This is a genomic window from Rhodococcus sp. NPDC057135 (assembly GCF_042670865.1).
Classification (GTDB): domain Bacteria; phylum Actinomycetota; class Actinomycetes; order Mycobacteriales; family Mycobacteriaceae; genus Rhodococcus_F.
This window is the reverse complement of sequence record NZ_JBHUUU010000023.1, coordinates 58,883-82,112: the sequence shown is the minus strand read 5'-3', so window position 1 is coordinate 82,112 and position 23,230 is coordinate 58,883. Positions and strand designations below refer to the sequence as shown.

The window sequence follows — 23,230 nt, the reverse complement described above, 5'->3', positions numbered from 1 at the left end:
CCTCCCGACGCTTCGCGTCGGGAGACGGAGCGAGTCGCTTCGCTCCCCGCCAGGGAGCCGCTGCGCGGCTCGCAGTGGGTCGAGTGCCGTTGCCGTCGATTCGAGTCGCTTCGCTCCTCTGAATTCCGAATCTTGTTTCTCACCAATCGAATTAATCGCAACGTCTGAACCGGTACCCGACACCCGAACGAGACTGGGGAGGAGGGGAAGGGTCACGAAAAGCGCCCCGTCTCGCGTCCACTGCCTCGTCATCATCATTGCTCCCAATCATACACCCCCACCCACCAAACCGCAAAACAACCCGAAAACCCGAAACACCGAAACACTCACCACCACAACAACATTCAACGTTGACAAAAACACCACTGTGCACAACCCACGAAACCCACCCAACACCAACCGAATACCGAAACCTACTGACACACAACAACATTCAAAATCGCCCAAAACGAACCCTCGCAACACCCCCGCACGACCCGGCACCACTCCCCCACACCACCCAACCCGAACACCCCGCCGGCCCCTACCGATCGACCTGATGGAAACCAGGACGGGCCCCTGCCGGTGACAGCGACTACTCTCCCCGCATGCCCGACACACAGCAGATAACGCAGGCTTTGTCCGAGATCGTCGAACTCATCGCACCCGGCTCGAAGCCGAGCCAGGCACGATTGGCTGAAGAAATCGCCGGTCGTAGAATCGCGGGCACATGGGCTCCGTCCAGTGCGTTGCTCCGTACCCTGTATCCCGACGGCCCCGACATCCGCGCTGCCGGCGGACTTTACGAGGCCGGCATGGCCTACTGCGATTGCAACGACACCCCTGGCATGATTCGCGACTCCCTGATCGAGTTGCCCGCCTGCCCAGCAGCACTGAACTGGGACTGGGTCAACGAGTTCGACGAGTCCGACGACCGCTGGGACCCCGAAGAGCTCGAGAACTTCCTGTGGCCACTCGCCGCACGGTGCCGCGAACTCGGCTCCGCGCTGATCATCCTCGACACCGGCTCGGACGGCTACGGCATCGGGTTCGTCTCAGCCGACCACATCGACCGAATCGTGAAGTTGGCCCAGATCGCGAACTGCGACCTCAGCGTCGTACACCCGGGCGTAGAGACCTTCCTGGTCTGACCGACATGGGGATCGGACAGATGACGGCCCTGCGCTCGGTTCATCGTTTGAACCCCAGCCGGAACGTGTCCAACGCCTGGGTAGTACCCCATGGGGCCCAAGCCTCCATTTCAAGGTCGGTGGGGGACGCTACGCCGAACTTTCGCAATGCCGCCGTGGTCTCCGCGGCGATCCGGCGGCCCGATTCGAATGAGGGTGGGTACGACCGCACGACCGGCTCAGCTCCCGGCAGATGAATTCCCAGACCCGCACCATCGTCGGCGAACCAACCTTGAACGAAGGGTCCGGGCTCGTCGGCCACCCGAAGTACCCACACAACCCCGGTCGCATACGGAGCGAGCAGCGCCAGATCGCCCGCGAGCGACGGGAACAGTTCGGTGATGTAGTCGTCGAGCATCGACCACGTCTCCGCGGGCCGTTCATGGACCCACCAATCCCGGGTCCCGAAGCGAACTCCGTCGGCCCCAGTGGTCACCAGCCACCTCAGCGGCGACTCCCAGTCCTCATCCCACTTCGACTCCCAGTACTCCCGCCCTTCGACAGCTTCGGTCGGCGTGGCGGCGAACTGCAGCCCACTACCCGAGGTCGACAGCGTGTAGGTGACCTTCGCTCCGCGCCAGATCGCCTGCGCGTCAGGACCTCCGACGACAGGCGGTGGACCGAGCAACTCGACGCACGACCGGAGTGCGGCAGCATAGGCCTCCGGCATGACCCGCGACGACAGCCGCTGTGACAGTCTCAGTTCCCGGTACTCTCCGAAACCCCACCGGTCGGCATCCATGTACTCCTCAGTCCGACTGGCATGCAACGAGGCCTGCACCGCGTCCCCGTTCTGTTCGGCGACCAGATCCTCGTTACTGATGTCGATCGGCCACCCGACCGCCTCGAACAATGAATCGAGATCGGAGCGGGACCACGACCTCAGGTGCGCGTTCGCGATGTGCGGTAGCACGGCGAGGAACGGCGCAAAATCAGTGCGCTGCTCATCCTGTTCCTGCCGCGCACGTCTTGCTGCTTCAGCCGACCTGTGCGCATCGGGGCGGAATAGGAGGTAGGACACGCTGTGCGTCCGACAGTTCAGTTGGACAACCACCTGCGCCAACACCCAGACGAGGCTTCTGGTGTCCCCGTCGATATCCGAGTCAGGCTCGCCCCACGCCTCGATCAGATCCATACGAAGGGCAGCGAAACCCGTCCGCAATGCCTCGCGCTCCGCATCGTCGACCGAATGGAGGGGGATGTCCGCGATAAAAACCCTCACGATATCGAGTTCGGTGCTCGGCGCGAAGCGCATCTTCGCACCACTCAACTTGATCGGGGCGAGCAGGCTCTGCAACTGCTCGATATTACTGGCCGACCACGACCATTCGAATTGCTCCGCCTCCCGCGCTACTCGCATCGCTTCAGCAACATCAAACACGGGCGATTCGCTCACGCGGCCGGACGTTACCATCGGCCACCGACACCCTGACCCTGCATGGAAGGACCCCGCGCTCGGCGAATTGCTCGACCAGCAGAAACATATGCCCATAGTTCCCATATGGGAGCTATGGGCATTTCCGGGTATTCCTGACTACGCGTGCACGATGGAGTCCGAAGCACACCTCGTCTCGGGCCCTCAACTCCCCCCAGAGACTTGCCATCACCCCGTGGAAATTTCGACGTTCCCACCAACAACGGAAACCCCAGGGCACACGATCCAACCTCCTGAGACCAGTCCAACTTGTCAGGGCAGGTGAGGCATGCTGTGAACATGACTGTGGTGGAAGATCAGCTGACAAACGCAATCCGAATGATCCGTTCCTACGATGCACTTGTCGTCGTCGGTGCAGGCGTTTCAGCGAACCACTATCCGATGACAGACCAGCTTCCCCCGCTTCTCTGGCAGGCCGTCGAATCCGACCCCGTCGCTCTCGCCGAGTTGCGCATACGAACTTCCGGGAGTGGGAGCGCGAAGGAAATTCTCTGGTCCAGCCCTGACAGTCTCCAGCTCGGCTGGGAGTTACTTCGGCAATTCGCTCCGGCACGACGCACGTTCCAATCGGCGTTCGCTGTTCTCGACGCCGACCGGGAGCCCTCAAGCGCCCATTACGACCTCGCTCGACTCGTCAACTCCGGGCACGTCAACGCGGTGATCTCGTACAACTGGGATACGTGTCTCGAACGAGCACACGAGCAGCTGTACGGCGTCCGATTGCCCTCCGGCCTACTCCACAAACCACACGGAGACGCCGCCGAACCGCAGCAAGCCTGGGTGCTGCCGGACGAAGACGGGCAGGTACCGCCTGATGTGCTTCATCACGTCGTGCAACTCTCGGAGCGTCCACGCACACTTGTCGTGCTGGGGTACAGCGGTAGCGACGCGACGGTCGTGGAATCGCTCCTTGCACCACTCCAAGAGCGTTGGCCCGTCGTTCGTGTTAGCCCCTCGGCCTCGGGCGAAGGCGCGATACATAGCACCGCTGATTCGGCTCTGGCGGAGTTTGCCTCACAACTGACGCGCCCTGTTCCTCTCCCCGGATGGAAGTACGTCTCCTTCCTGCGCAGCCGAAACTTCCTGGCCGCACTGAGGGGAGAACGCCTCCGCCCAACGGATGTGGATGCATGCCCAGAGTTTCCAGCGGCGCAACGGCTGGCAGAGCGTCTTCTCACTTCACGTTTCGCAACCCTGTCTGGTTCGAGCGGCACAGGGAAATCGATTACCGCATTTCACGCTGCGCGACGACTGAACCGTAAGGGCTGGCGAGTCATCGAGTTGAACCAGGCAGGGGTTGCTTCGCTAGCCGACGTCCGAGAATTCCAACTCCTGCCTGGCCCCGTGCTCGCGGTCGTCGATGATGCCCAAGCTATCGACCGCGCCGTGGTTGCCGACATTGAATCCTCCGTGGACGACACTCACGCAGTCCTGCTCGTCTCGACGAAACGATTGGAGATGCGTAACGACGAAACGCTTTCCGCATCTCAGGCAATGAAAGTTCTGCATGACTTCTGCCGTACCAACATCGACACCGTTGGTCCTTTTCTTGCCCAGCTCGACGATCGAGTTGGGTGGTCGGTGTTTTCGGAAACCCCGGAGAAACGGTTAGCACTTGCGCTCCGAACAACAGCCGAGCCCTGGCTCTACACGTTTGTAGCCTCGGGAGGCGAGCGCCGCATCAACGGGGCACTGGACCGAGCGGTCGAGGATGTGGATTCAGCACTCGTGCTCGCATTCATCTGCGTGGCACAGATGACGTCACGCGATGCCGGCGTCACACATGAGCACCTCGTCGCCATGGTAAATACGCACGCAAGCAGCCGTTTTTCCCCTGACGGTGTGCTGCAATCCGCCCGCATCGATAGTGCCCTGACCTTCCTGGTCAACGAGAGGCTTATCAGAGAACACGACGGTCGCATCCGCGCTGCCCATATTCGTATCGCCGAAAAAGCACTACAGAACCTCGGCCAACGCGAGACCGACGCCATCGGGACGACAATCCGGGCCTGCGTGCGCGAAAACCTACTCACCGAGAACATCGACGTCGCCGGGAAGTTCTGGCTCTTTCGTGTCTTCGACCGCATGGACATCTATCGCTACCGATGGGCGAGTTCAATCGTCGACGAGGAAGTTTCGTACAGTCTACTTCGCCAATGCCTTACTGCAGCACCGGGATCGGATCGTGGCGTTGCCCTCAACCTGCTCTGGTCGTCGGAGTGGTTGCACCCACTTTCCGACGCCGCAGCGCACGAACTTGCAACCAATATCATCAACTGGCTGCCAACCATCACGTCCGAAGAAGTAAACGGTTACCGATGGATACTCAGCAGTTTTCGTTCCGACCACAACACCGCGTATGAGCGGATCCGTCATTCCGCCTCTGCATATCTACTGGCCGAACGTCTTTCGAATAGTGGGGTGCGCTGGGCAGCGATGGACTGGGTTCATGTCATCAACGAGTTCACACCCAAAGTGCAGACCGGTGCTCTGCTGAGATGGAGCGAGGAATTCGAGAACGGGATCGACCCGACACTTCTCACCGACTGGCTGTCCGACCGCGACGAACACTCGCACCCGTTCGAGGTCTACGACCTCATCGACATGCTTGTCTCCATCGCGCCACACACGGCGATAGCAGCCTTCCATGCGTGCGCCGACCAGATAGTCAGGGCCATAGAACGTGATTTCTCAGATGCTGCGACCAACTTCTTCGACTGGGCATTCGGAAGCATGCTCTACGTTGCAGTGCTCGCGGACGCCCCGTCAGCACCCAACCCATTCGACAAGGAAGACCTGATTCACGAGTCCGACTCTGACCGAATGGAATTCGTGAACTCCAGACGGCCGACACTGCTCGAACTCGCCGCCGTCGTCCTTGCCACGATGCACAAGGTCGACTGGCCTGCCGCCACGCGAACACTCCACCGCAAAAAGAAATACCAAATCCATAGTCTCGACATGCTTTTCTGGTGGCTCGCATGCCTATCAACGGACATCACCGACGAGATCGCGGCTACCCTGTCAACCGAATGGCTTCTGCGGATTGTCGATGAAGCGAAGCAAGAGGGACCATCCACAGGGAATCCGTTCACAGCAGTCGAACATCTACTCCGTCACCTTTGCTGGGGTGCACGCGGCGAATCGGTCGTACGCACGTTCCTCGAGCAAAACGAAACCATCATCGAATGCTTCCCATCCACGCTGATAATCCGCTACCCAGACCTCGCAGCACAGTGGATACGTAAAGACCGACGTGTGGACGTTCCAGCTCCCCGGAGCGAGGGCTGGGAGACATTGACCACTGACCTGAAAGCGATAGCCGACATCGACCGCCAAGCCGCAGTGCAATGGCTCGGCCAGATGACGGACGAAATACTCGCGGCGTTCATCAACCCACAGAAACACAACCTGACCGATATCGACCGATTCTTGCACCTCACAGACGATTTGGACTCCACATTTCTCGACACCGTCATCGAACAAATCGACATCGACGACGCCCGCGAGAACTGGCAAACGAGCTGGAAAGACACTCCAGAGGACACTCGTACTCTGCTCCAACGTATCTCCCACGCACCAGGCCCAGCCGCGGTCCTGGCGGAGTCCATAACTGGCCGTCGCAGCAGATGATCTGCCGCACTTGCATCGCTTCGTTCGAGGCCTCGACACCGACCACGCAGCCGTCCGAAACGGGCTGACCCTGCCCTACAGTTCCGGCGCTGTCGAAGGCCACGTCAATCGGATCAAGATGCTCAAACGGCAGATGTATGGACGAGCTGGTTTCGACTTGCTCCGCAAACGAATACTTCTAAGTCGCTGACACATTCAGGACCGATCACGGAAAGTGGGCCAGAACCACTTTTCAACCGTCGTTAACAAAAGACCCAGTGGAGCAGCCCGACACGAGGTCGGGCGATCATCCATGCCCACGGCCCGCCTCATTCCCCGCAACGGAATTCACGCCGACTGGATCAATTCATCGGTGCATTCAGGCTTAGCTCCAGGCGTGCATGGTGACGCCTCCCCTCGTGTTCAGCTTAGAAAAAGTCACTTGCGCAGAGGTTCAGCGTCGGCCCTGTTCGATGACCCAGGCAGCTATCTGGGCCCGGGAAGTGAAGCCCAGCTTCGTCAGGATGTGTTCGACATGCCCTGCGGCGGTGCGTGGCGAAATAACCAGTCGGGCGGCGATGGCCTTGTTCGTCAGTCCCTCGGAGACCAGGTCGGCGACCTGCCGCTCGCGATTGGTGAGTTCGGGCGAAAATCCGGTGGTGGGCTGTGCGATCGCGGGTTCTTCGCCGAGCGCGTAGGCAATGGCGGCGTCGAAATCGAGCGCGATGCCTTCGCGGTGCGCGGCCGCGAACGATCGTCGGCCAAGCGAATGGCGTACGTTCTGCTCGCATTCATCGTGGTACGCGAGCAGGTTCGGTACTGGCACGCTTGAGGTGCCCGTTGTCTGGCCCAGTGCCCACGCCGCACCCATCAGAACGGCGGCGCGCCGGACGTTGCCCTCGGCGGACGCAATCCAAGCCAGGTCCTCGAGACACTGCGCAGCCAGGAACGGATCTCTTCGGAGCCGGACAAGGACAAGCACCTGCCGCAGCAGCTCCTGGGCGCGATTGCGATCACCCCTGTCCAACGAGACGACCGCGGCGGCCCACAGCGCATGTGACCGCAACACCGATTCACCGCGAGACTCGGTGATCGTGATTGCCTCCTCGATGCAGTCGAGTGCCCGCGCGGTATCCCGCTGCAATGTGCGAGCCCATCCGAGGGTGACGAGCACCAAAACCTGTGCATACATTTCGCCATGCGCGGCGAACACGGCGTGGGCTTCCTGCAATCGCTCACCCGGTAAGGCGACTTCGCCTGCGAAGACCTCATATTGCCCCTCGGCGAAATCCGCGTATGCGTGTACGACCGGGTCCGTGGACCGTTCGGCGAGGGCCCGGGCCTCAGCGACCCGGGCGCTCGCGACGGCGAGGTCGCCCTGGATCGGGGCCATGAGACAGGCCAGATACAAGGCCTTGGCACGGACTGCGGGTGCGACCCCGGGCGGGGCAGCGAGGGCGCGGTCGAGCCAGTGCCGTCCCTCGCCGAACCGGCCGAGTGAGAACCAGAACGGTTGCAGGGCACAGACGAAGGTCAACGCGGAGTCGGTATCCGTGTTGTTGGTGAGAGCGAAATCAAGGGCCTCCCGCAAGTTGGATTGCTCACGGTCCAGACGTGCGGTCCAGTCGAGCTGCCGGGCACCGATCCACGCTGCCTCCGCGTCGAGTGCCATCTGCCGGTACCAACGCGAATGCCGAAGCTGCAGGTCCACAAACTCGCCGGCCCGCTGGGCCCTCTCTCGGCCGTAGTCACGGAGCGTTTCGAGCATCCGAAATCGCACCGCGCTACCCGAGTCCTCTCGGATGAGAATGGACTTGGCGACCAGGGCGGTCAGCACGTCGATCAGGTCATCTACCTCGCCATCGTACCGGTATACCTGTTCGATGGCGTCGAGTTCGACGCTGCCGGCGAACACCGACAGCTGTGCCCAGAGGTGTCGTTCGTTCGGGGTGCACAGTTCGTAACTCCAGTCGACGCACAAACGGATCGTCTGCTGACGAGGCGTCGCGCCTCGGATTCCGAGGGTGAGCAGCGCGTAGCGGTCGGTCAGGCGCTGCAGAATCTGCTCAGGCGACAGGGCACGCAACCGTCCCGCCGCGAGCTCGACCGCGAGCGGAATCCCTTCCAGCCGAGCGCAGATCCCCGCGATGGTGGCGGCGTTGTCCTCGGTCACTTCGAAGCCCGGCAGAGCGGAGGCACCGCGATCGGCGAACAAACGAACCGCGTCATATCTGGACAAACCGTGCACGAGTGACCCATCCCAACCGGGAACCATCAGAGGAGGCACTCGCACCACCACCTCCCCCCCGATATCGAGGACCTCGCGGCTGGTGGCGAGAATCCGCAAGCCCGGGCAGGTGGACAACAAGGTCTCAGACAGTCGCGCTGCCGCATCGATCACCTGCTCGCAGTTGTCAAGGACCAATAGCGCCTCTCGCGGCGCCAGGAAATCCACCAGGACATGGCTCGCCGACCGCGTCGACTGGGAGCGTAGTCCCAGCGCGGTGGCGATCACGTCCGCCAGCAGCGCCCCGTCGTGCAACTCGCCCAACTCGACCAGCCACACACGGCCTGCGAATGCCTTTCGCACGTTGGCCGCGGCCCGCAGCGCGAGCCTCGTCTTGCCCACCCCGCCTATCCCGGTCAATGTCACCAGCCTGGACTGCGACATCAATCCCCTCACCTCGGCGAGTTCGGCACGACGTCCGACGAAGGTCGTGAGCTCGGCCGGAAGGCAACCCCCACCTCCCCACGCGCCACCGGTGGGCGACGGGGTGACGCCGGTGGTCAACGGTACCGGCGCCGCTGTGCCTTCCGCGGAGAACGCAGTATCCCGGTAGTCGCGCAAGACCATTTCGTCGACCCGGAACCCGCCGCGGGCCTGCAATTGTTGAAGCCGTTCACCGAGTGCCACAGGCTCGGGTCGGTCCTCTGGATTGCGGGCCATCGCGTGTTCGATCACCGCAGCAAGGTCCCCGTCGATTCCGTGCTCACGCAGGTCGGGTACCGACTGTGTGGTGATCCGCAGGAACTGTGCCACCACCTGCTCGCCACTGTGTCGCTCGAACGCCGCATGACCGGTTAACGCGGCGAAAAGGGTGGCGCCGAGCCCGTACACGTCGGCGGCGGGCGATGATGGATCTCCGCCTAGCGCTTCCGGAGAAGTGAACGCAGGGGATCGTGCGACTGTCCCGGTTGCGGTGGTGAACCCGTAGGTGATGTGAGCGATGCCGAAATCTGTCAACACCAGTTCGCCGTAGTCGGTGATCAGGATATTCGCCGGTTTCATATCCCGATGCAGGATCCCAGCCCGGTGCGCGGTCGCCACGGCTGCCGACATCTTCACTCCCAGCCGCAACACCGCCTCCGGTGTGATCGGGCCATGGAGCCGAATCCGGGTGTCGAGGGAACCCTGCCCATAATAGGGCATCACCAGATACGGGCGACCGTCGTCGGTGATACCGACCTGCAGCACCGCCGCAATGTTCGGATGCCCGGTCAGCCGCCCCATTGCCCGCTGCTCTCGGAAGAACCGTTCCCTGTTCTCCTCGTCCAGTTCTGCAATGAGCACCTTCACCGCCACGGTCCGCTCCAGTGCCGTCTGGGTGCACCGGTAAACAACGCCGAAGCCGCCGCGGCCGATCTCCTCGGCATCGTAGAAGCCCGCCGCCCTCAACATCTCCGCGACGGCGGCAGCTACGTCACGTTGGGTTCTGAGCGGATCGTTGTCGGTCATCAGGTATTCACTCTCGACCACCCGAGTCTCCCCCCGATAGTCGGGCGGACGTGCTCACAACCAAGGTGATGCCCATTCAGGATATCGCAGCCAAGTCGTGTCCCGCCGGGGTGATCCGCTGCTGCTCAGCAGGAGCAGGAATGCGCGCCCGACCACAGGTACGCGAACGACGCGCACCGCATTTTGCCGACCGCCCCGCGATCGCGGCCTGAGATTCAGTTGTCGTTATGGTCCGAAGCTCTCGCGCCAGATCACCTCGAGGAACCGGCGCTTCCCTCGCTGTCAGGATTTAGTGAGACACTCGGAGTCAACCGGGATCACTCATTGAGGGCATGAAACGAGCATCAGCGATGAGCGGCCCGAACCCCGCAGCTACACCAGATTCTCCGGCAGATCCCGCACCGAAACCGACCCGAAGAACCTTCACCACCGAATACCGCAACAACATCCTCGACGAATACAACCAAGCACCAACACGGCGAAAAATCTGCAGTCCTGCGCCGCGAAGGTTTGTACCAATCCCAACTCCGAGAATGGGCGCGAGCCAGAACTACAGCGGCCGGGAAGTCTCGACCGAAAGCGGCGAGCAATCCCGACAACGACGCTGCGACGCGTAAGGAAATGGCCCGTCTGACACGCGAGAATAATCGTCTGGCAAAGCAATTGACGCAGACGGAGGCCGCACTTGAGATCATGGGAAAACTTCACATGCTCTTGGAATCCATCTCCGAGAGCACGGACAAACCGCCCTTACCGAAGACGCACTGAACAGCACGTTCACCCGACCTCCGGGCCGCTGAAATCCCCACCAGACGATCCTGTGGGCTGATCGGACGATCCCGCGCCACCCACTACCGTCACCAGCAACCACCAATTCTGGGCCCCAAGAAACCAAGGGCAATTCCCGACAACGGCCAGGCGCTCACTGCATTGGAGCGCGCTCAGGTTCTGTCCGTCATCAACAGCGACAAGAATTCTGACCTTGCTATATGCCAGATATGGGCCCGTGAACTCGACGAGGGAAACTATTGGCGTTCGGTGTCGAGTTTGTACCGGATCGCCGCCGCGGCCGGTCAAAACCGTGAACGCCGACGAACAGCGACACATCCACCGAAGGCGACCCCGGAGCTCCTTGCAGACGGACCGTCACAGGTCTGGACATGGGATATCACCGCGCTTCGCGGTCCCACCAAGGGCGTGTGGATTCACCTGTACGTGCTCATCGATATCTATTCCCGCTACAACCCGTCATGGATCGTGGCTGCGCACGAAAGTGCCGAACTGGCCGCCGAATTCATTTCCGAAGCAATCGAGCGTAACGGAATCGTCCCGCACACCGTCCACGCAGACCGCGGCACCTCGATGACCTCCGGATTGTTATCGGAACTGCTCACCAACCTCGGAATCACCAGATCGCATTCACGTCCGAGGGTGTCGAACGACGGCACTGTCACGTTGCTGAACGCGACAAACTGGGAGAATGTGGAATGACCACCGCAATGCCGTCGTACAAGGGTCACCGCTACCCGGTCGAGATCATCAACCACTGCGTGTGGCTTTGATTTCGGTTCCCTCTCAGCTTCCGTGAAGTCGAAGAACTGATGCTCGAACGCGGTGTCGTGGTCAGCTATGAGACGATCCGGCGGTGGTGCGCGAAGTTCGGGCAGGCATACGCAAACCAGTTGCGTCGACGGCGGTCCCGGCCCGGTGACAAGTGGCACCTCGACGGGGTTTTCATCCGAATCAATGGCCGCCAACATTATCTGTGGCGTGCGGTCGACAAGGACGGCAACGTGCTCGACGTGCTGGTCCAGTCCCGACGAAATGGCAACGCCGCCAAGTGATTCTTACGTAAGCTACTCAAGGGCTTTCACTATGTGCCGCGGGTGATCATCACCAACAAGCTGGGCAGCTACCAGGTGGCGCACCGCGAGACGCTGGCCTCGGTCGAGCACCGCCGATCCAAGTACCTGAACAACCGGACTGCCCGGCGGTGCCCCATAACAGACTGCCTCAAACAGGCGTCGCTGCTAGGCTTTTCGAATAACGTGACAGTGCCCGGCGCACGTAGGGCGACCGCACGCTCGCGGCCGCCCTACCTGTGTTTCCGGAATGGAGTCACGCCGTGGCGTCAACTCTTCGTCTTACGGCCGTTCGGCGTTCCTGGTGTCTGCCGCCGTCGCTGCTAGGTGCTGCTAGGTGCTGCTGCACGAAAGTAAGCGCCACGTCGGCTACCTCTCGCCAGCCACTGTCGATGGTGAGGGAGTGGCCACGGTTCGGCATCTCCTGGATCTCCGTGATGGCCTTGTTGCGCTGCTGCTTTGAACGAGGCGTTAGCGATCGCCCAGGGGACGGTGTTGTCCTTCTGACCCGAGATGATCTTGAGGGGCCCGCGGGCGGGGTTCTTGGTGTCCACGGTCGCTTCGCTGGTGAAGGAGTAGTTGGCAAGGGCGGCCTGGAAGAGCGGCTTGCCCGGGGCGGCAACATGGTAAGTGTCGTAAAGCTCTTTCGATTCCTTCTCGGTGAGGGCGTTCGTCCAGCCGAATCGGAACTGATCGAATGAGCGCAATCGCCTTGCCTTTGTTTGCAGGGTTGCCGAGCACTGGCAGTGAAGACTTGAGCGTTGACAGCGGAAGAGGAAGAACACCCTTGAAAGGTGCGGGGTCGATGGCGACCGCCACCCGGCCGAGGCCCATGCCGGAAAGCTTCTGAGTGATGAGTCCACCAAAGGAATGGCCGACAATCGCGGGCTTATTGTTCAGCTTGGAGATCACTTCGGCGATGTGGGTGGTGATGGCGACGATTCCCTTGCCGGCGAATACCTCGGGGTGCTGGCGGGCCTGCGCAACCCTGTCCGGGTCGTCGGGCCAGCTCGGCGCGACCGTGCTGTAGCCGGCGGACTCGAACAGGTTGCGCCAGTTGTATCTACTGCACCGAACAGGGCACCGGAAAGCCTGTGCTGCTCAGCCACGGCTGGCCCCTTTCCTCGGACGCCTGGCAGTTGGAACTCAAGGTGCTCGCCGACGCCGGTTACCGTGCCATCGCACACGACCGTCGTGGCCACGGCCGGTCTTCAAAGACCTGGTCAGCACACCTTTCCGCCCGAAACTCTGTCGGTAGCCGCAGGTAACCTGCGGTTTATGGCCGATATCGCGAAGAACACGCTGGTCGAGGCGGATGTTCGGGCCCGGATCGCGAGGTCGGTAGCGGAGTCGAAGTCCCCGAGCACCGTGCGGGCGCACGCGTCGGATTGGCGACGATTCGATACCCGGTGCGCGCTTCACGGGCACCAGGAGTTGCCGGCGGATCCGCTAAATGCGGTGGTTGCAGGTCGTCGCCGCATATGAGCGCGGCAACCGGACAGGGGGATCCGGTTGCTGCGCACAGCGCCGGGCTTCGACGGACACCTGTGCCGCGGAACAGTCCCCATAGCCTCCGCCCCACACGCCGTTGTTCCGGTCGATCGCCAAGAGCGGAAACCTCTCGACCACAGCACTGTCCGGGGCTGCGGTCCATGCAGCGGGCCGGCGCCGCGCTACCGCCGCCGGCTACGACAAGCCTCTCGTCGCCCGGCTCGGTGGGCATTCCCTGCGGGCCGGGTTCGTCACCCCGGCCTACCGCAACGGCGCCGACGCACACGCGATCATGCGCCAGACCGGACACAAGACTCCGGGGATGCTCGAAAATCTCTATTGCCGCGCGGTCATCGCACTCCTCGGCCAACGCAACACCCGACACATCACCGACACCGTCCGCGCCGACAGGCCCTCGGCGGCGCCAAGTTTCCGGTAAGGAAACACGATTCATTGTGGACCACGTGGTGCGGCAGCCTCGGTCAACGTCGGTACGCTGCAGTGAGGGTGGCGTACACGACAAAATTCTTGTCCGTCACCCTTCCCTCGTCGAGGAAACACGTCACCACCACCAACCGGCCCGGAACACGGGCACGCAATTGCGGTGACTGTTGCGCCTCACCATGCTTGGTGTAAACCTCGGTGTCCTCAACCTGGTAGACCATAGTCCCGTTGACGGTCGCGAGGACGATATCTGCTCCAACCGTGATGTCGGGCAGCATGTTGAAGATCGCGTCCCCGCCCGCGACCGCATGCCCGATCACGAACACCGTTCCATCCGAATCCGATCCCGGCTGCGCCCGACACTGCACCCAATAGGCGCGATCACTGGTCGGCGGATTCAACACCGGACACTGCCCTGACTCCATCACCCCGACAGTGCTCGAAATCCCCAGCGCCGCAATGTCGAGACGTTGCGGCGGAGCAGCAACGACACTACCCGCCGGGGACTCCGCTTCAGATGCTTGAGCAGAGCTGACGTACGCCGGCGGCGATACCTCGGGGTGTGCAGGCGCTCCCGCGCCTGCACACCCCGAAATGATCATCGCCGCCGCACACCACACCGCCAACGCGGCAACCGGAGAACGGCTGCACGACATCAGTTGCGGCGCAGGGTACGTCGCACCATCATCACACCGCCCGCAAGGGCTCCGGCCACCACGGTCAGCGCCACCGATGGACCCGCCACAGTGGCGAACCGGGACGACGGACTCGCTGTGGCACCGGTTTCGAAGACCAACGCATCCTCGTACGCCAACGGCACGAACGTCCCGACCGGGGTGTCGTATCCGTACACCCGATGCCCTTCATGCGAGGTCACCATCCGAACCGGTTCCCCCGACGGCCCCGACGTCGGCACCACGGGATTATCGATCGGGATCTGCGGAATGTTGACCACCGGAACAACGACCACCGGACCACCCGGAGTCGGCTTCACAGGCTTACCCGGCTCCGTGGGAACGGTCGGCTCCGTCGGCTCCGTGGGAACGGTCGGCTCCGTGGGAACGGTCGGCTCCGTCGGCTCCGTCGGCTCCGTCGGCTCCGTGGGAACGGTCGGCTCCGTCGGCTCCGTCGGCTCCGTGGGAACTACCGGGGTCGAGGGGACCGGAGGCTCCCCGTGCTCACCGAAATGATGATTCTGGTCGTAGACCTGCACCCAGACAATCTCGTACCCACCCCACCCCGGATAGTTCGGATGATCACGAATATTCACCACCCACGGCGACTGCCCCACATACTTCTCCGACCACTGCCCGTTACCGTCGATCTGCGTACCGAGTTGCATCGTCTCCCCCGTCTCCGGGTTACGAATTGTCAGATTCACATGCTCACCGATCTGCGCAGACTCCCCTGACGGGTAATACACCGTCACACCCTCCCCGGACACCGAATACTTCGGACCACCCACCGCGATACCGTCGTCCGGCGACGTCCATACGGGCGGCGCAGACTCCGCCTTCACCACCACATCAACGGTATCTACGTCACTGCCGACCTCGGACCCCTCGCCCACCCCATCCCGGCCACCGCCGGGCTCATCGGTGGAAGACTCCGCACCCGCCTCACCGCCAACGTCACCGGCGACATCCACCCCACCGATCGGTGTCGGTGTCGGTGTCGGTGTCGGTGTCAGTGTCAGCGCAGCCGACTCCCCTGCCCGGTCCACCGCATCCTGCGCGGGGTTCGCGTCATCTGCAGTATCCGTCCCGCTCACAGCACCCACCACCGCGGCGACCTCGGCATCAGCTGCAGCCGCGGCTGCAGGTACCCCCAGAAGCGCGGACGCAGTGATCGCCGCACCCATCGCCGCACGGCGACCACGAGTCAGAGAATTCATCGACATCAAAAACCCTTCAATATTCAACTACCGCCACGGACGCCGGGGTAGGCAAACCCACCTCGACTGAAGACAACACACTGCAAACAAGCAACTACAGGCCGCACCTACGGAGAAATCCGCGATAGCCGCAGCACCACACATGAAATGATTCGGCGCCACAGTGGTCGCGCCAGCATGAGGGTTGACACTTTCACCCATCCGCATCGCCCAGCAGAATCATTCACACCTACTGGAATGCAGGACTTTTCACTGCAGTCACCAAACCACGGTCGAATCCCCCATGAAATACTGGACGTTCAACCTGTAGATAACTGGGACATTACCAACGCGAAGTAAGGGAAAACAGAAAACGTGACATAGCGCATAAATCTATCCATTCGGAAATAGAGAACGCGATTCAGTTACCTCCTGCACACGGCCAGGGTCCGTATGTTCCGCTGACACCGTCGCCGAACTACCCACAGCGGCGACCACATCCGCTCAGGTGTGGTCTGCGCCGCGCCCGCTTCCCCCGCCTCTGCCATCTCGGGAGGTAGGCATCAAGGACAACGCGATCGTGACGACAGGAGCGCCGGGAGCGCATCCCTGCGATCGCTCCCGCAGATCGCCATGAGAACCGACTCCACTCTGACGCTGCTGTCGGTGGGTGTCGTCGAGTCCCTCGGGAAGGTTCGCACCGCGCAGGATCCGTGATCTGGGGAAGATCACCCTGTACCGGCCGGGCCCGGTCACGGTTCCCGCATGCGGGTTCGCTGCTGACCCGGCGGTGCAATCTGGCTCTCACCGCCGAGAACTACGTTGGTCTACTCAGGTTGGCGGGATCGTTGAAGTTCGGGCACGCCACCGCGTCGTTGCTGGTCGGCAAGCTGTCCGCCTCCGGGCGGCAGAACACCCTCGCGGCGGCGCTCAAGAGGTATTGGGCGCTGCGGCGCACCATCTATGCCGCGAAATACCTGTCCGACCCAGATTATCGGCGCAAGATCACCCGCCAGCTCAACAAGGGCGAATCCCTGCACGCCCTGCGCCGGGACCTACTCCATGCGCACGAGGGCATGATCCGGGCCCGCCACCTGTAGGCACAGACCGAACAAGCCTGGTGCCTGACCCTTTCCACGAACGCGGTAATCGATTGGACAACAGAGCATTACGGGCTCGCGGTGGACCAGATACGCCGGGAGGGGCGGCGGTTGGACGACGAGGTTCTCGCCCACATCTCGCCCGCGCACAGCGAGAACATCAACTTCTTCGGCGCGATCGAGGTCGATATAGAGGGCGAGCTGGCCTCGGCTCGACCGGCCGCTGCAGGTCCGCGACACCCTGTTCTGATCAGCACTCCTAGCAGCGCCCGGAATCCACTGGGGTCAGCGATAGCGGCTGTGCGTGGTGAGTGCGCCGAGTATCTCGCCCCAATTTTCGTCTTCCTCCGAGGCGGGAAGAGACTCGTATTGCCCTGCGAGACCCGTCGGGTTGATCCTTTTACGCGCCGCCTCCATGTACTCCGTGCGTGTTGCGAGTGAAACTCAGTGCTTCTTCCGCAGGGATCCGGGGAAGAAGCACGTCCCAGCGCCCAAGACGAGCGGCAGTGCAGAGTCCCTCAGCCGATCTGGACATCTCGCGCCACCACTCGCGGGGCTGTGATTGAACCATCAAGGGCATGTCTCCCTTCACTGACGACGCCCACTCGGACCAATCGTTCGTCAACGAGTCCATATCGACGCTGATGTCGGACAACGCGTTCCACAGCAAGAATCGCGTGCGAACTGTCAACACGCCAGCGTCTTCGACCTCTGGATCATTGTTTTTCGCAAAGATTCGGAAGTCCGTCAGAGGACTGAGTTCGACATCGAGGAACTCCACGATCCACTCGGGGGTCGCCGAGTACGATTCCGGATCATCGTCACTTTCGTCGCTTTCGATGATCCACAGCCAGTAGGCTCGCGCCTCCCTGGTTTGCCATCTGTCATCGCGAAATGCGTCGGCAAGGTCGACGGGGCTCGGATGCAAGCGTGCGACGACTTGCGCACTTTCCTCGGTCTGCCACCATGATCCGATATCACCCGGTTCGTCGATACTGTTCTGCACCAAGACCTGAACAGCCGCGCCGACTTCGTCCTACCCGGCGGGCTGCGCTCGCAATTCGACCATCTACTTCTCGGTTCATGACCGAACGGCGTAGTTTAACCGCTGTGTGATCAGTGCCTGCGGCTGACTGCTCAACCGCAGGCACCTCGCCGAGGGCCCTTCATCACGCCGTCGACGTAACGCCATTTATACCGCCCGAACGGGCGAAGGGCGAGTTCTCGGAGACCGTCGGCGACGACTGGCATGATGGATGCCCGTCGCCTTTTCCAACGTGTCGGCGAATCCTGGACGACCGTAGGTGAGTTCTTGCGCGTCGTTGAGGTACGCGACGGTGTATGCGAATCGCCCGTTTCGCACGTTCAGCAGCACAGCCGTCAAACAGTTCCTGACCGTCGATCCCGACTCCCTCAAGACAGACCCTCAGTTCGCTGTCCACCCCGTCGACCAGCCCCGGAAGGTCCACTACAGTGCGGCCGCGGCGGCACCTCTCCTTGAAGCGGAAGCGGCGACGATCGCGGCTGGTCTCCAGGCCATCGAAGACGGCACCAAGACCTACCCGTGGCCTGACACCTTCCGTGGCGTCGCCTCGACATCGCTTGCGCAGGTGAAGCAGAAGGCGTTCAAGGAAGAAGCCGAGTGGCGCTTAATCGTTGATTTGGAGAGCGGAAAGGACGGCCAGTTCCGCGTAGGACGAATCGGGCTCATCCCGCGCCGAAAGCTCTATTTCCTTATCCTCAAGAGCGGAGAGCCCTCGGTCAGCAGAATCGTGGTCGACCGCGGATTGCGGGTGTAGTCACTAGAGCGACTGCTTGAGAAGATCGGTTCCACTGACACCGAAGTGATCCCGTCCGAGGCCCCATTCCGCGGGCAACACACCCTCCGCTATCGAACAATCGCCACCCACAAACATTGGATATCGAATACTGTTGGGCGACATTATCTTTATCCGGAGAATAGGTTGAATAGCCCGAGTCGCACCGCACTATGTTTGCGTGGCACCCGGCGGCCGTGGGTGCGTTCGGCGAATCATGCGGCGAGCCATTTGCGCGAGGGCCGCCGCGATGTGGAAGAGAAATTCTCCGCCTCCTGTGGGGTGGTGTCGGATCCTTCTGCGAAGCAACGGAATGCCATGCCGCATTCGCCGAGTGTGTGGGTAGTGTCGATGCCGAGGCGGACGGATCGTCCACCCTTATCGAGCCTCCAGCCGACAAGACATCACCGTGGTCGCATAGGGCAGTTCAAGCATTCCGCCTTGAGGACGCTGCACCTTGGAGTCGGACTCGTAGTCAACGAACTACCAAGTAGTCGGGAAAAGCTTCGGCGATTCAACAACGAAGACGAAGAAGTCCCGGCTCTGCACGATGAGCCGGGACGGTTGAACGTCATCTGCGTTGAGCACACAACTCAGATGACCCACTAGCGACGCGGGACCATGCATCCGTGCGGCCACGCACCTTCGATTATAAACAGAACATCCGGTATGCAGTGGGTGGCTCTCATGCACTGCCGAGCGAATTCACGCGACACCAATGTGCCCGATGCCCGACCTTGCGGGTGCAACTGGATCACGCGGTTGAGCACCGCCTATCGTGCCGGGCGACTCGAACCGAACTCAAAAAGACCCACCGCTACAAACTGATCATCATCGACGACGTCGAATACATCCCGTTCGACCAGGACGCGGCGAACCTGTTCTTCCAACTGATCGCATCCCGATACGAACAAGGCTCGGTCATGGTCACCTCCAACCTCCCGTTCGGGCGATGGAGAGAAGCCTTTTCCGACGACGACGTCGTCACCGCAACGGTGATCGACCGACGCGTGCATCACGCCGAAGTGCTCACTCCCAGCCGAACTCCTACCGCATCCGGTCGCGCCGAGAGCTTCTGACCAAGAACCGATCCAGCAGGGACTGATCAAGCCAGTTGGTGAATTTTCGTCCGCCGATCACCGATGGCTTTTCATCCGACGTTGACAGGTCAAGGTTCAAGGAGGGTGGGCCCCGCGAATTTCTCCGATTGACGTGTTGCAAGTCTCGGGCATACACTGGATCAACAGTTGAGCCGATTGGTTCACTGAATGAACCACAGTCGACTGTGGAGTGTTGCTCACGGACAACGAGGTCCGCCCGGGGTCCGCGTCGCAATTCGGCGACGCACGGTCTGGTCGGAGTAACGACTAGAAGCGATTCGAGTTGGCACTCGATATTGCGACGCGCCGTGAACTCGATCTACCCCGACCATGATCGAACGGTGCACCGACTGCAGCTCCAGCCCCACTACTGCGCTGAGTGGCGGGTCACGCCTGAATGGGCGGTCGATATCCCTGATATCGACCGAATTGCTCGTTGGCGGAGCTGTCTGGTTGCGATCGAACGGCCATGGAGCTCATGGGTGGCTCTTACAAAGCCGACTGAGGCACCCCCCCCCCCACCAGAACCCACGATACGTAGAGGATGAAAGTACCCGTGAAATCCACACTTCTCAGCCAGGCCGACAGTTACGTCGAATCAGGCGCATTCTTTGAAGATCTGCGCAGACTGGTCTCTTATCCAACCGTGAGCGGCAGCCCTGAAGGGGAACGTGCGATTCATGACTATCTAACAGATATTCTCACGCCAGCGCTCCTTGATCTGGGCTGTTCCATCGAGCGCCACGACAACTGGAATGGCGGCAGGAACTCATTTCTCGTTGGAACGCGCCACGAAGACCCGAATCTTCCCACCGTCTTGTGTTACGGGCATGCCGATGTCGTCAACGGGCTCGAAGACTCGTGGTCGTCAGGCCGATCTCCCTGGGAAGTAGTCGAGGAAGCCGGCAACTATTACGGTCGGGGGACTGCGGACAATAAGGGGCAGCACTGGATCAACCTAATTGCGCTCCGCTTGCTCATCACTGCTCAGGGACGGCTGGGCTTCAACCTCAAGTTCCTGTTCGAGTGCGGTGAGGAGATCGGCTCACCAGATCTCTTGGAGTTCGTTCGAACCAATGTCGAGAGTTTGTCCGCAGATCTACTCATCGTGTCGGATGGCCCTCGTATCGATGCCGATACACCGACTGTCATTCTCGGCGCACGCGGATTACTCGACATCACTGCCTCAGTCGATCTCAGACCTAGTTCGTATCACTCCGGAAATTGGGGCGGGCTCCTCCGCAACCCTGCCACTGTACTCGCCGCGGCAATCAGCTCGATGGTCGACGGAGATGGACGCCTCCTCCTGCCCGAACTGCTCCCCACGGGTGGGATTCCTTCTGAGGTTCGAGAGATGCTCAATCAGGTGACAATTCGACAGGGACCCAATGATCCTGCCATCGATATCAGTTGGGGCGATCAAACGCTGACCCCGGCCGAAAAGCTGTACGGATGGAACACCTTGGAGGTACTGGCGCTTGGGGCTGCCGATATTGACCGCCCGATCAATGCTATTCCCGGGACTGCCAAGGCTGCGCTCCAACTCCGGTTCGTTGTCGGGACGGAACTGGCGAACATCGTGCCCGCCATTCGTCGGCACCTTGACCAAAACGGGTTCTCACAAGTGCAGATCCAAACGGGGTTGTCGTTCCCGGCAGCCCGAACCGATGTGGCAAGTCCCTGGGTGAGCTGGGTCCGCGACTCAATTCAACGTACAACAGGGACCACGCCTGTCGTCCTGCCCAGCCTCGGAGGATCAGGGCCGGCCTACATCTTCGACTCCATCCTCAAGCTCCCCGCTTTTCTGGTGCCACATTCGTATCCGGGGTGCCTCCAACACGCCCCCGACGAACACATGCCGGTTTCCATTGCGCGGCAGGGCTTGCAGATCGCGACAGGCTTGTTCTACGACCTCGCACATGAGGTCCCGGATCTACTTTCGGACAGCACGACAGGCAGTGCACGGAACTCATATCTCCATCACACCGGAGCCACCAATGAATGATTCAAATCCCCGAAATGACGATTCCACCTCGACTGCGCTGGATCCGATAGCGCTGACTGTCCACGAGCAACCCGCAGCGCCGAAAAAGACGTCTCAGGTGAGAGCAGTCGCCGCTGCCACTATTGGAAATGCGCTCGAATGGTACGACATGACCATTTACGCACTTCTTGCAGTCTACATCGGTCAAAATTTCTTTCCCTCCGAAAGCTCTTCGGTCCAACTCATTCAAACCTTCGCGGTCTTCGCCGTTAGCTACGTAGCCCGGCCAATTGGAAGTTTGATTATCGGCGCCTACATCGACCGTCATGGAATCAAAAAGGGCCTCCTTATAACCATTCGACTCATGGTTATAGGAACAGCCATTATTGCGTTCATGCCTACCCACGAAACGATCGGCATATTCGCACCCCTCGGCATCATTCTTGGACGAATCATCCAGGGCATCTCCACCGGAGGCGAGATTGGGGCCTCAACCGCTCTGCTGGTCGCGCAGAACCAGAAGCGTCGTGGTTTCCTTGGCAGCTTCCAGCCCGCCACTCAAGGCTTAGCAACTGTAGTCGCCGCACTCATGGTCGCAGTCCTTTCCGGCGTGTTGTCCTCAGAGGACATGTACAACTGGGGCTGGCGTATCCCCTTCATCTTCGGCCTCCTCGTCGGTCCGGCCGGATACTTTATTCGCCGATACGTTCCAGACGTTCCGCATGCGCGTGCCCAAGGGAGCGAGCCCACATCCTCAGCCCGCGTCCTCTTCCGCAGCGAGAAGGCATCAATTCTTATTGCGGGCGGCATCCTGGCGGTCTCCACGGCAGTGCAGGCGATGCTGCAGTACATCCCGACCTATGCCATCACGCAGTTGAACATGCCGAGCCAATTGTCATTTGGAGCACTCGTAATTGCTGGGCTCATCCTGACGTTCGTAACCCCTTTTGTCGGTCATCTGTCAGACAAAACGGGGCGTGTACGACTCATGATCCCCACTGCGATCGGAATCGGTGTCCTGATCATCCCCCTGTTTGTGTGGGCACTCGCGGCCAGGTCTTTCGCCGTCCTCGTTATCGTGATCTCGCTACTCGCTGTGATGAAAGCGGTGTACTTTGCCGCACTGCCGACCGTGATGATGGATTCGTTTACACCCGCTACTGGTGTGACCGGGATGGCATTCACCTACAACACCGCCATTCCGATCTTCGGCGGTCTGACTCCGATGGTCGTCACGTTCCTGATTCAGGCCACAGGACAGCCCATCGCGCCGGCCTACTATGTCAGCGGCATCGCAGTCATCAGTATCACCGCACTGATCTTTGCTGCGCGCACCCGCAATCTCCGTTGATTGCTGTATGTACCGGCAACATCGCATGCTTGCTCCGTAGTGTTCCGGGACGCTCAGCGTCCTCGCCGTAATCCGGTCCCGTTCGAGACATGAGCGGCAAGAGCAAAGCTGTGGGAGGTGTGGGTTACCCACACCTCCCACAGCAGGCTTTCACGGTGAGTGACGAAATTTAACGAAGCTGGATCTGGTGTACTCCGTTTGAAGGTTCTAGACATGTCTTCACGGGCGCTGACTTGGGTCAGATGAGAAACATCCT

At 61.1% G+C, this 23,230-nt stretch carries 14 protein-coding genes and 4 pseudogenes; 12 read left to right on the top strand and 6 right to left on the bottom strand.

Annotation, left to right across the window (positions count from 1 at the left end; translation table 11 throughout):
* Positions 1-587 precede the first annotated feature (587 nt).
* Entirely contained in the window at positions 588-1,130 is a 543-nt protein-coding gene (locus ACFT1A_RS29660) for a hypothetical protein (protein WP_378449925.1), read from the top strand.
* A 40-nt stretch (positions 1,131-1,170) separates the two neighbouring features.
* Here ACFT1A_RS29660 and ACFT1A_RS29655 read toward each other — a convergent pair whose 3' ends face one another.
* Positions 1,171-2,565, bottom strand: a complete 1,395-nt coding sequence (locus tag ACFT1A_RS29655) for a DUF6301 family protein (protein ID WP_378449924.1) — start codon at positions 2,563-2,565, stop codon at positions 1,171-1,173.
* Between the two features lie 318 nt (positions 2,566-2,883).
* Here ACFT1A_RS29655 and ACFT1A_RS29650 point away from each other — a divergent pair, with 318 nt between their 5' ends.
* Complete coding sequence (locus ACFT1A_RS29650) at positions 2,884-6,237, top strand: hypothetical protein (RefSeq protein WP_378449923.1); 3,354 nt, start codon at positions 2,884-2,886, stop codon at positions 6,235-6,237.
* 40 nt (positions 6,238-6,277) lie between these two features.
* Positions 6,278-6,427: pseudogene (locus tag ACFT1A_RS29645) on the top strand (hypothetical protein); the annotation flags it as partial.
* Positions 6,428-6,670: 243 nt separating this feature from the next.
* Here ACFT1A_RS29645 and ACFT1A_RS29640 read toward each other — a convergent pair.
* Complete coding sequence (locus tag ACFT1A_RS29640) at positions 6,671-9,952, bottom strand: protein kinase (RefSeq protein WP_378449928.1); 3,282 nt, start codon at positions 9,950-9,952, stop codon at positions 6,671-6,673.
* 930 nt (positions 9,953-10,882) lie between these two features.
* Here ACFT1A_RS29640 and ACFT1A_RS29635 point away from each other — a divergent pair.
* Entirely contained in the window at positions 10,883-11,443 is a 561-nt protein-coding gene (locus tag ACFT1A_RS29635) for a transposase (RefSeq protein WP_378449922.1), read from the top strand.
* A pseudogene (locus tag ACFT1A_RS29630) lies at positions 11,440-11,934 on the top strand (IS6 family transposase); the annotation flags it as partial. The gene ACFT1A_RS29635 and the pseudogene ACFT1A_RS29630, both read left to right, overlap by 4 nt.
* Positions 11,935-12,285: 351 nt before the next feature.
* On the opposite strand, the gene ACFT1A_RS29625 reads toward ACFT1A_RS29630, so the two are convergent.
* Positions 12,286-12,861, bottom strand: coding sequence for an alpha/beta hydrolase (locus ACFT1A_RS29625; protein WP_378449927.1), 576 nt, complete (start codon positions 12,859-12,861; stop codon positions 12,286-12,288).
* 14 nt (positions 12,862-12,875) lie between these two features.
* On the opposite strand from ACFT1A_RS29625, the pseudogene ACFT1A_RS29620 reads away from it, so the two are divergent.
* Both ACFT1A_RS29620 and ACFT1A_RS29615 read left to right on the top strand, forming a co-directional pair.
* Positions 12,876-13,046: pseudogene (locus ACFT1A_RS29620) on the top strand (alpha/beta fold hydrolase); the annotation flags it as partial.
* 356 nt (positions 13,047-13,402) lie between these two features.
* Positions 13,403-13,744 carry a hypothetical protein gene (locus ACFT1A_RS29615; RefSeq protein WP_378449921.1) on the top strand — a complete coding sequence of 114 codons (342 nt, stop codon included), beginning with the start codon at positions 13,403-13,405 and terminating at the stop codon, positions 13,742-13,744.
* Between the two features lie 43 nt (positions 13,745-13,787).
* Here ACFT1A_RS29615 and ACFT1A_RS29610 read toward each other — a convergent pair whose 3' ends face one another.
* Positions 13,788-14,405: a class F sortase gene (locus ACFT1A_RS29610; protein WP_378449920.1), complete on the bottom strand. Its 618-nt coding sequence runs from the start codon at positions 14,403-14,405 to the stop codon at positions 13,788-13,790.
* Positions 14,405-15,643 carry a hypothetical protein gene (locus tag ACFT1A_RS29605; protein ID WP_378449919.1) on the bottom strand — a complete coding sequence of 413 codons (1,239 nt, stop codon included), beginning with the start codon at positions 15,641-15,643 and terminating at the stop codon, positions 14,405-14,407. The genes ACFT1A_RS29610 and ACFT1A_RS29605 overlap by 1 nt, the downstream gene beginning before the upstream one ends.
* Before the next feature lie 564 nt (positions 15,644-16,207).
* Here ACFT1A_RS29605 and ACFT1A_RS29600 point away from each other — a divergent pair.
* Positions 16,208-16,972: pseudogene (locus ACFT1A_RS29600) on the top strand (Tn3 family transposase); the annotation flags it as partial.
* A gap of 150 nt (positions 16,973-17,122) precedes the next feature.
* Here ACFT1A_RS29600 and ACFT1A_RS29595 read toward each other — a convergent pair.
* Positions 17,123-17,728 (bottom strand): hypothetical protein, encoded by a 606-nt coding sequence (locus ACFT1A_RS29595; RefSeq protein ID WP_378449918.1) that lies wholly within the window; start codon positions 17,726-17,728, stop codon positions 17,123-17,125.
* A gap of 331 nt (positions 17,729-18,059) precedes the next feature.
* On the opposite strand from ACFT1A_RS29595, the gene ACFT1A_RS29590 reads away from it, so the two are divergent.
* The 4 genes from ACFT1A_RS29590 to ACFT1A_RS29575 all read left to right on the top strand — a co-directional run bounded on the left by ACFT1A_RS29590 (position 18,060) and on the right by ACFT1A_RS29575 (position 22,974).
* Positions 18,060-18,521: a hypothetical protein gene (locus ACFT1A_RS29590; protein ID WP_378449917.1), complete on the top strand. Its 462-nt coding sequence runs from the start codon at positions 18,060-18,062 to the stop codon at positions 18,519-18,521.
* Between the two features lie 761 nt (positions 18,522-19,282).
* Positions 19,283-19,618, top strand: coding sequence for an ATP-binding protein (locus tag ACFT1A_RS29585; RefSeq protein ID WP_378449916.1), 336 nt, complete (start codon positions 19,283-19,285; stop codon positions 19,616-19,618).
* Between the two features lie 577 nt (positions 19,619-20,195).
* The gene (locus ACFT1A_RS29580) at positions 20,196-21,644 is read left to right on the top strand and encodes a M20 family metallopeptidase (protein ID WP_378449915.1); all 1,449 of its coding nucleotides are present in this window, start codon (positions 20,196-20,198) and stop codon (positions 21,642-21,644) included.
* A complete protein-coding gene (locus ACFT1A_RS29575; RefSeq protein WP_378449914.1) occupies positions 21,637-22,974 on the top strand; it encodes an MFS transporter in 1,338 nt (445 codons plus the stop codon). The genes ACFT1A_RS29580 and ACFT1A_RS29575 overlap by 8 nt, the downstream gene beginning before the upstream one ends.
* The last annotated feature ends 256 nt before the right edge of the window (positions 22,975-23,230 follow it).

Excerpts from the sequence above, each read along its gene's own strand:
- ACFT1A_RS29650 (WP_378449923.1), top strand. The coding sequence starts at position 2,884 with ATGACTGTGGTGGAAGATCAGCTGACAAACGCAATCCGAATGATCCGT.
- ACFT1A_RS29575 (WP_378449914.1), top strand. The coding sequence starts at position 21,637 with ATGAATGATTCAAATCCCCGAAATGACGATTCCACCTCGACTGCGCTG.
- ACFT1A_RS29610 (WP_378449920.1), bottom strand. The coding sequence starts at position 14,405 with ATGTCGTGCAGCCGTTCTCCGGTTGCCGCGTTGGCGGTGTGGTGTGCG.
- ACFT1A_RS29640 (WP_378449928.1), bottom strand. The coding sequence starts at position 9,952 with ATGACCGACAACGATCCGCTCAGAACCCAACGTGACGTAGCTGCCGCC.
- ACFT1A_RS29660 (WP_378449925.1), top strand. The coding sequence starts at position 588 with ATGCCCGACACACAGCAGATAACGCAGGCTTTGTCCGAGATCGTCGAA.
- ACFT1A_RS29605 (WP_378449919.1), bottom strand. The coding sequence starts at position 15,643 with ATGAATTCTCTGACTCGTGGTCGCCGTGCGGCGATGGGTGCGGCGATC.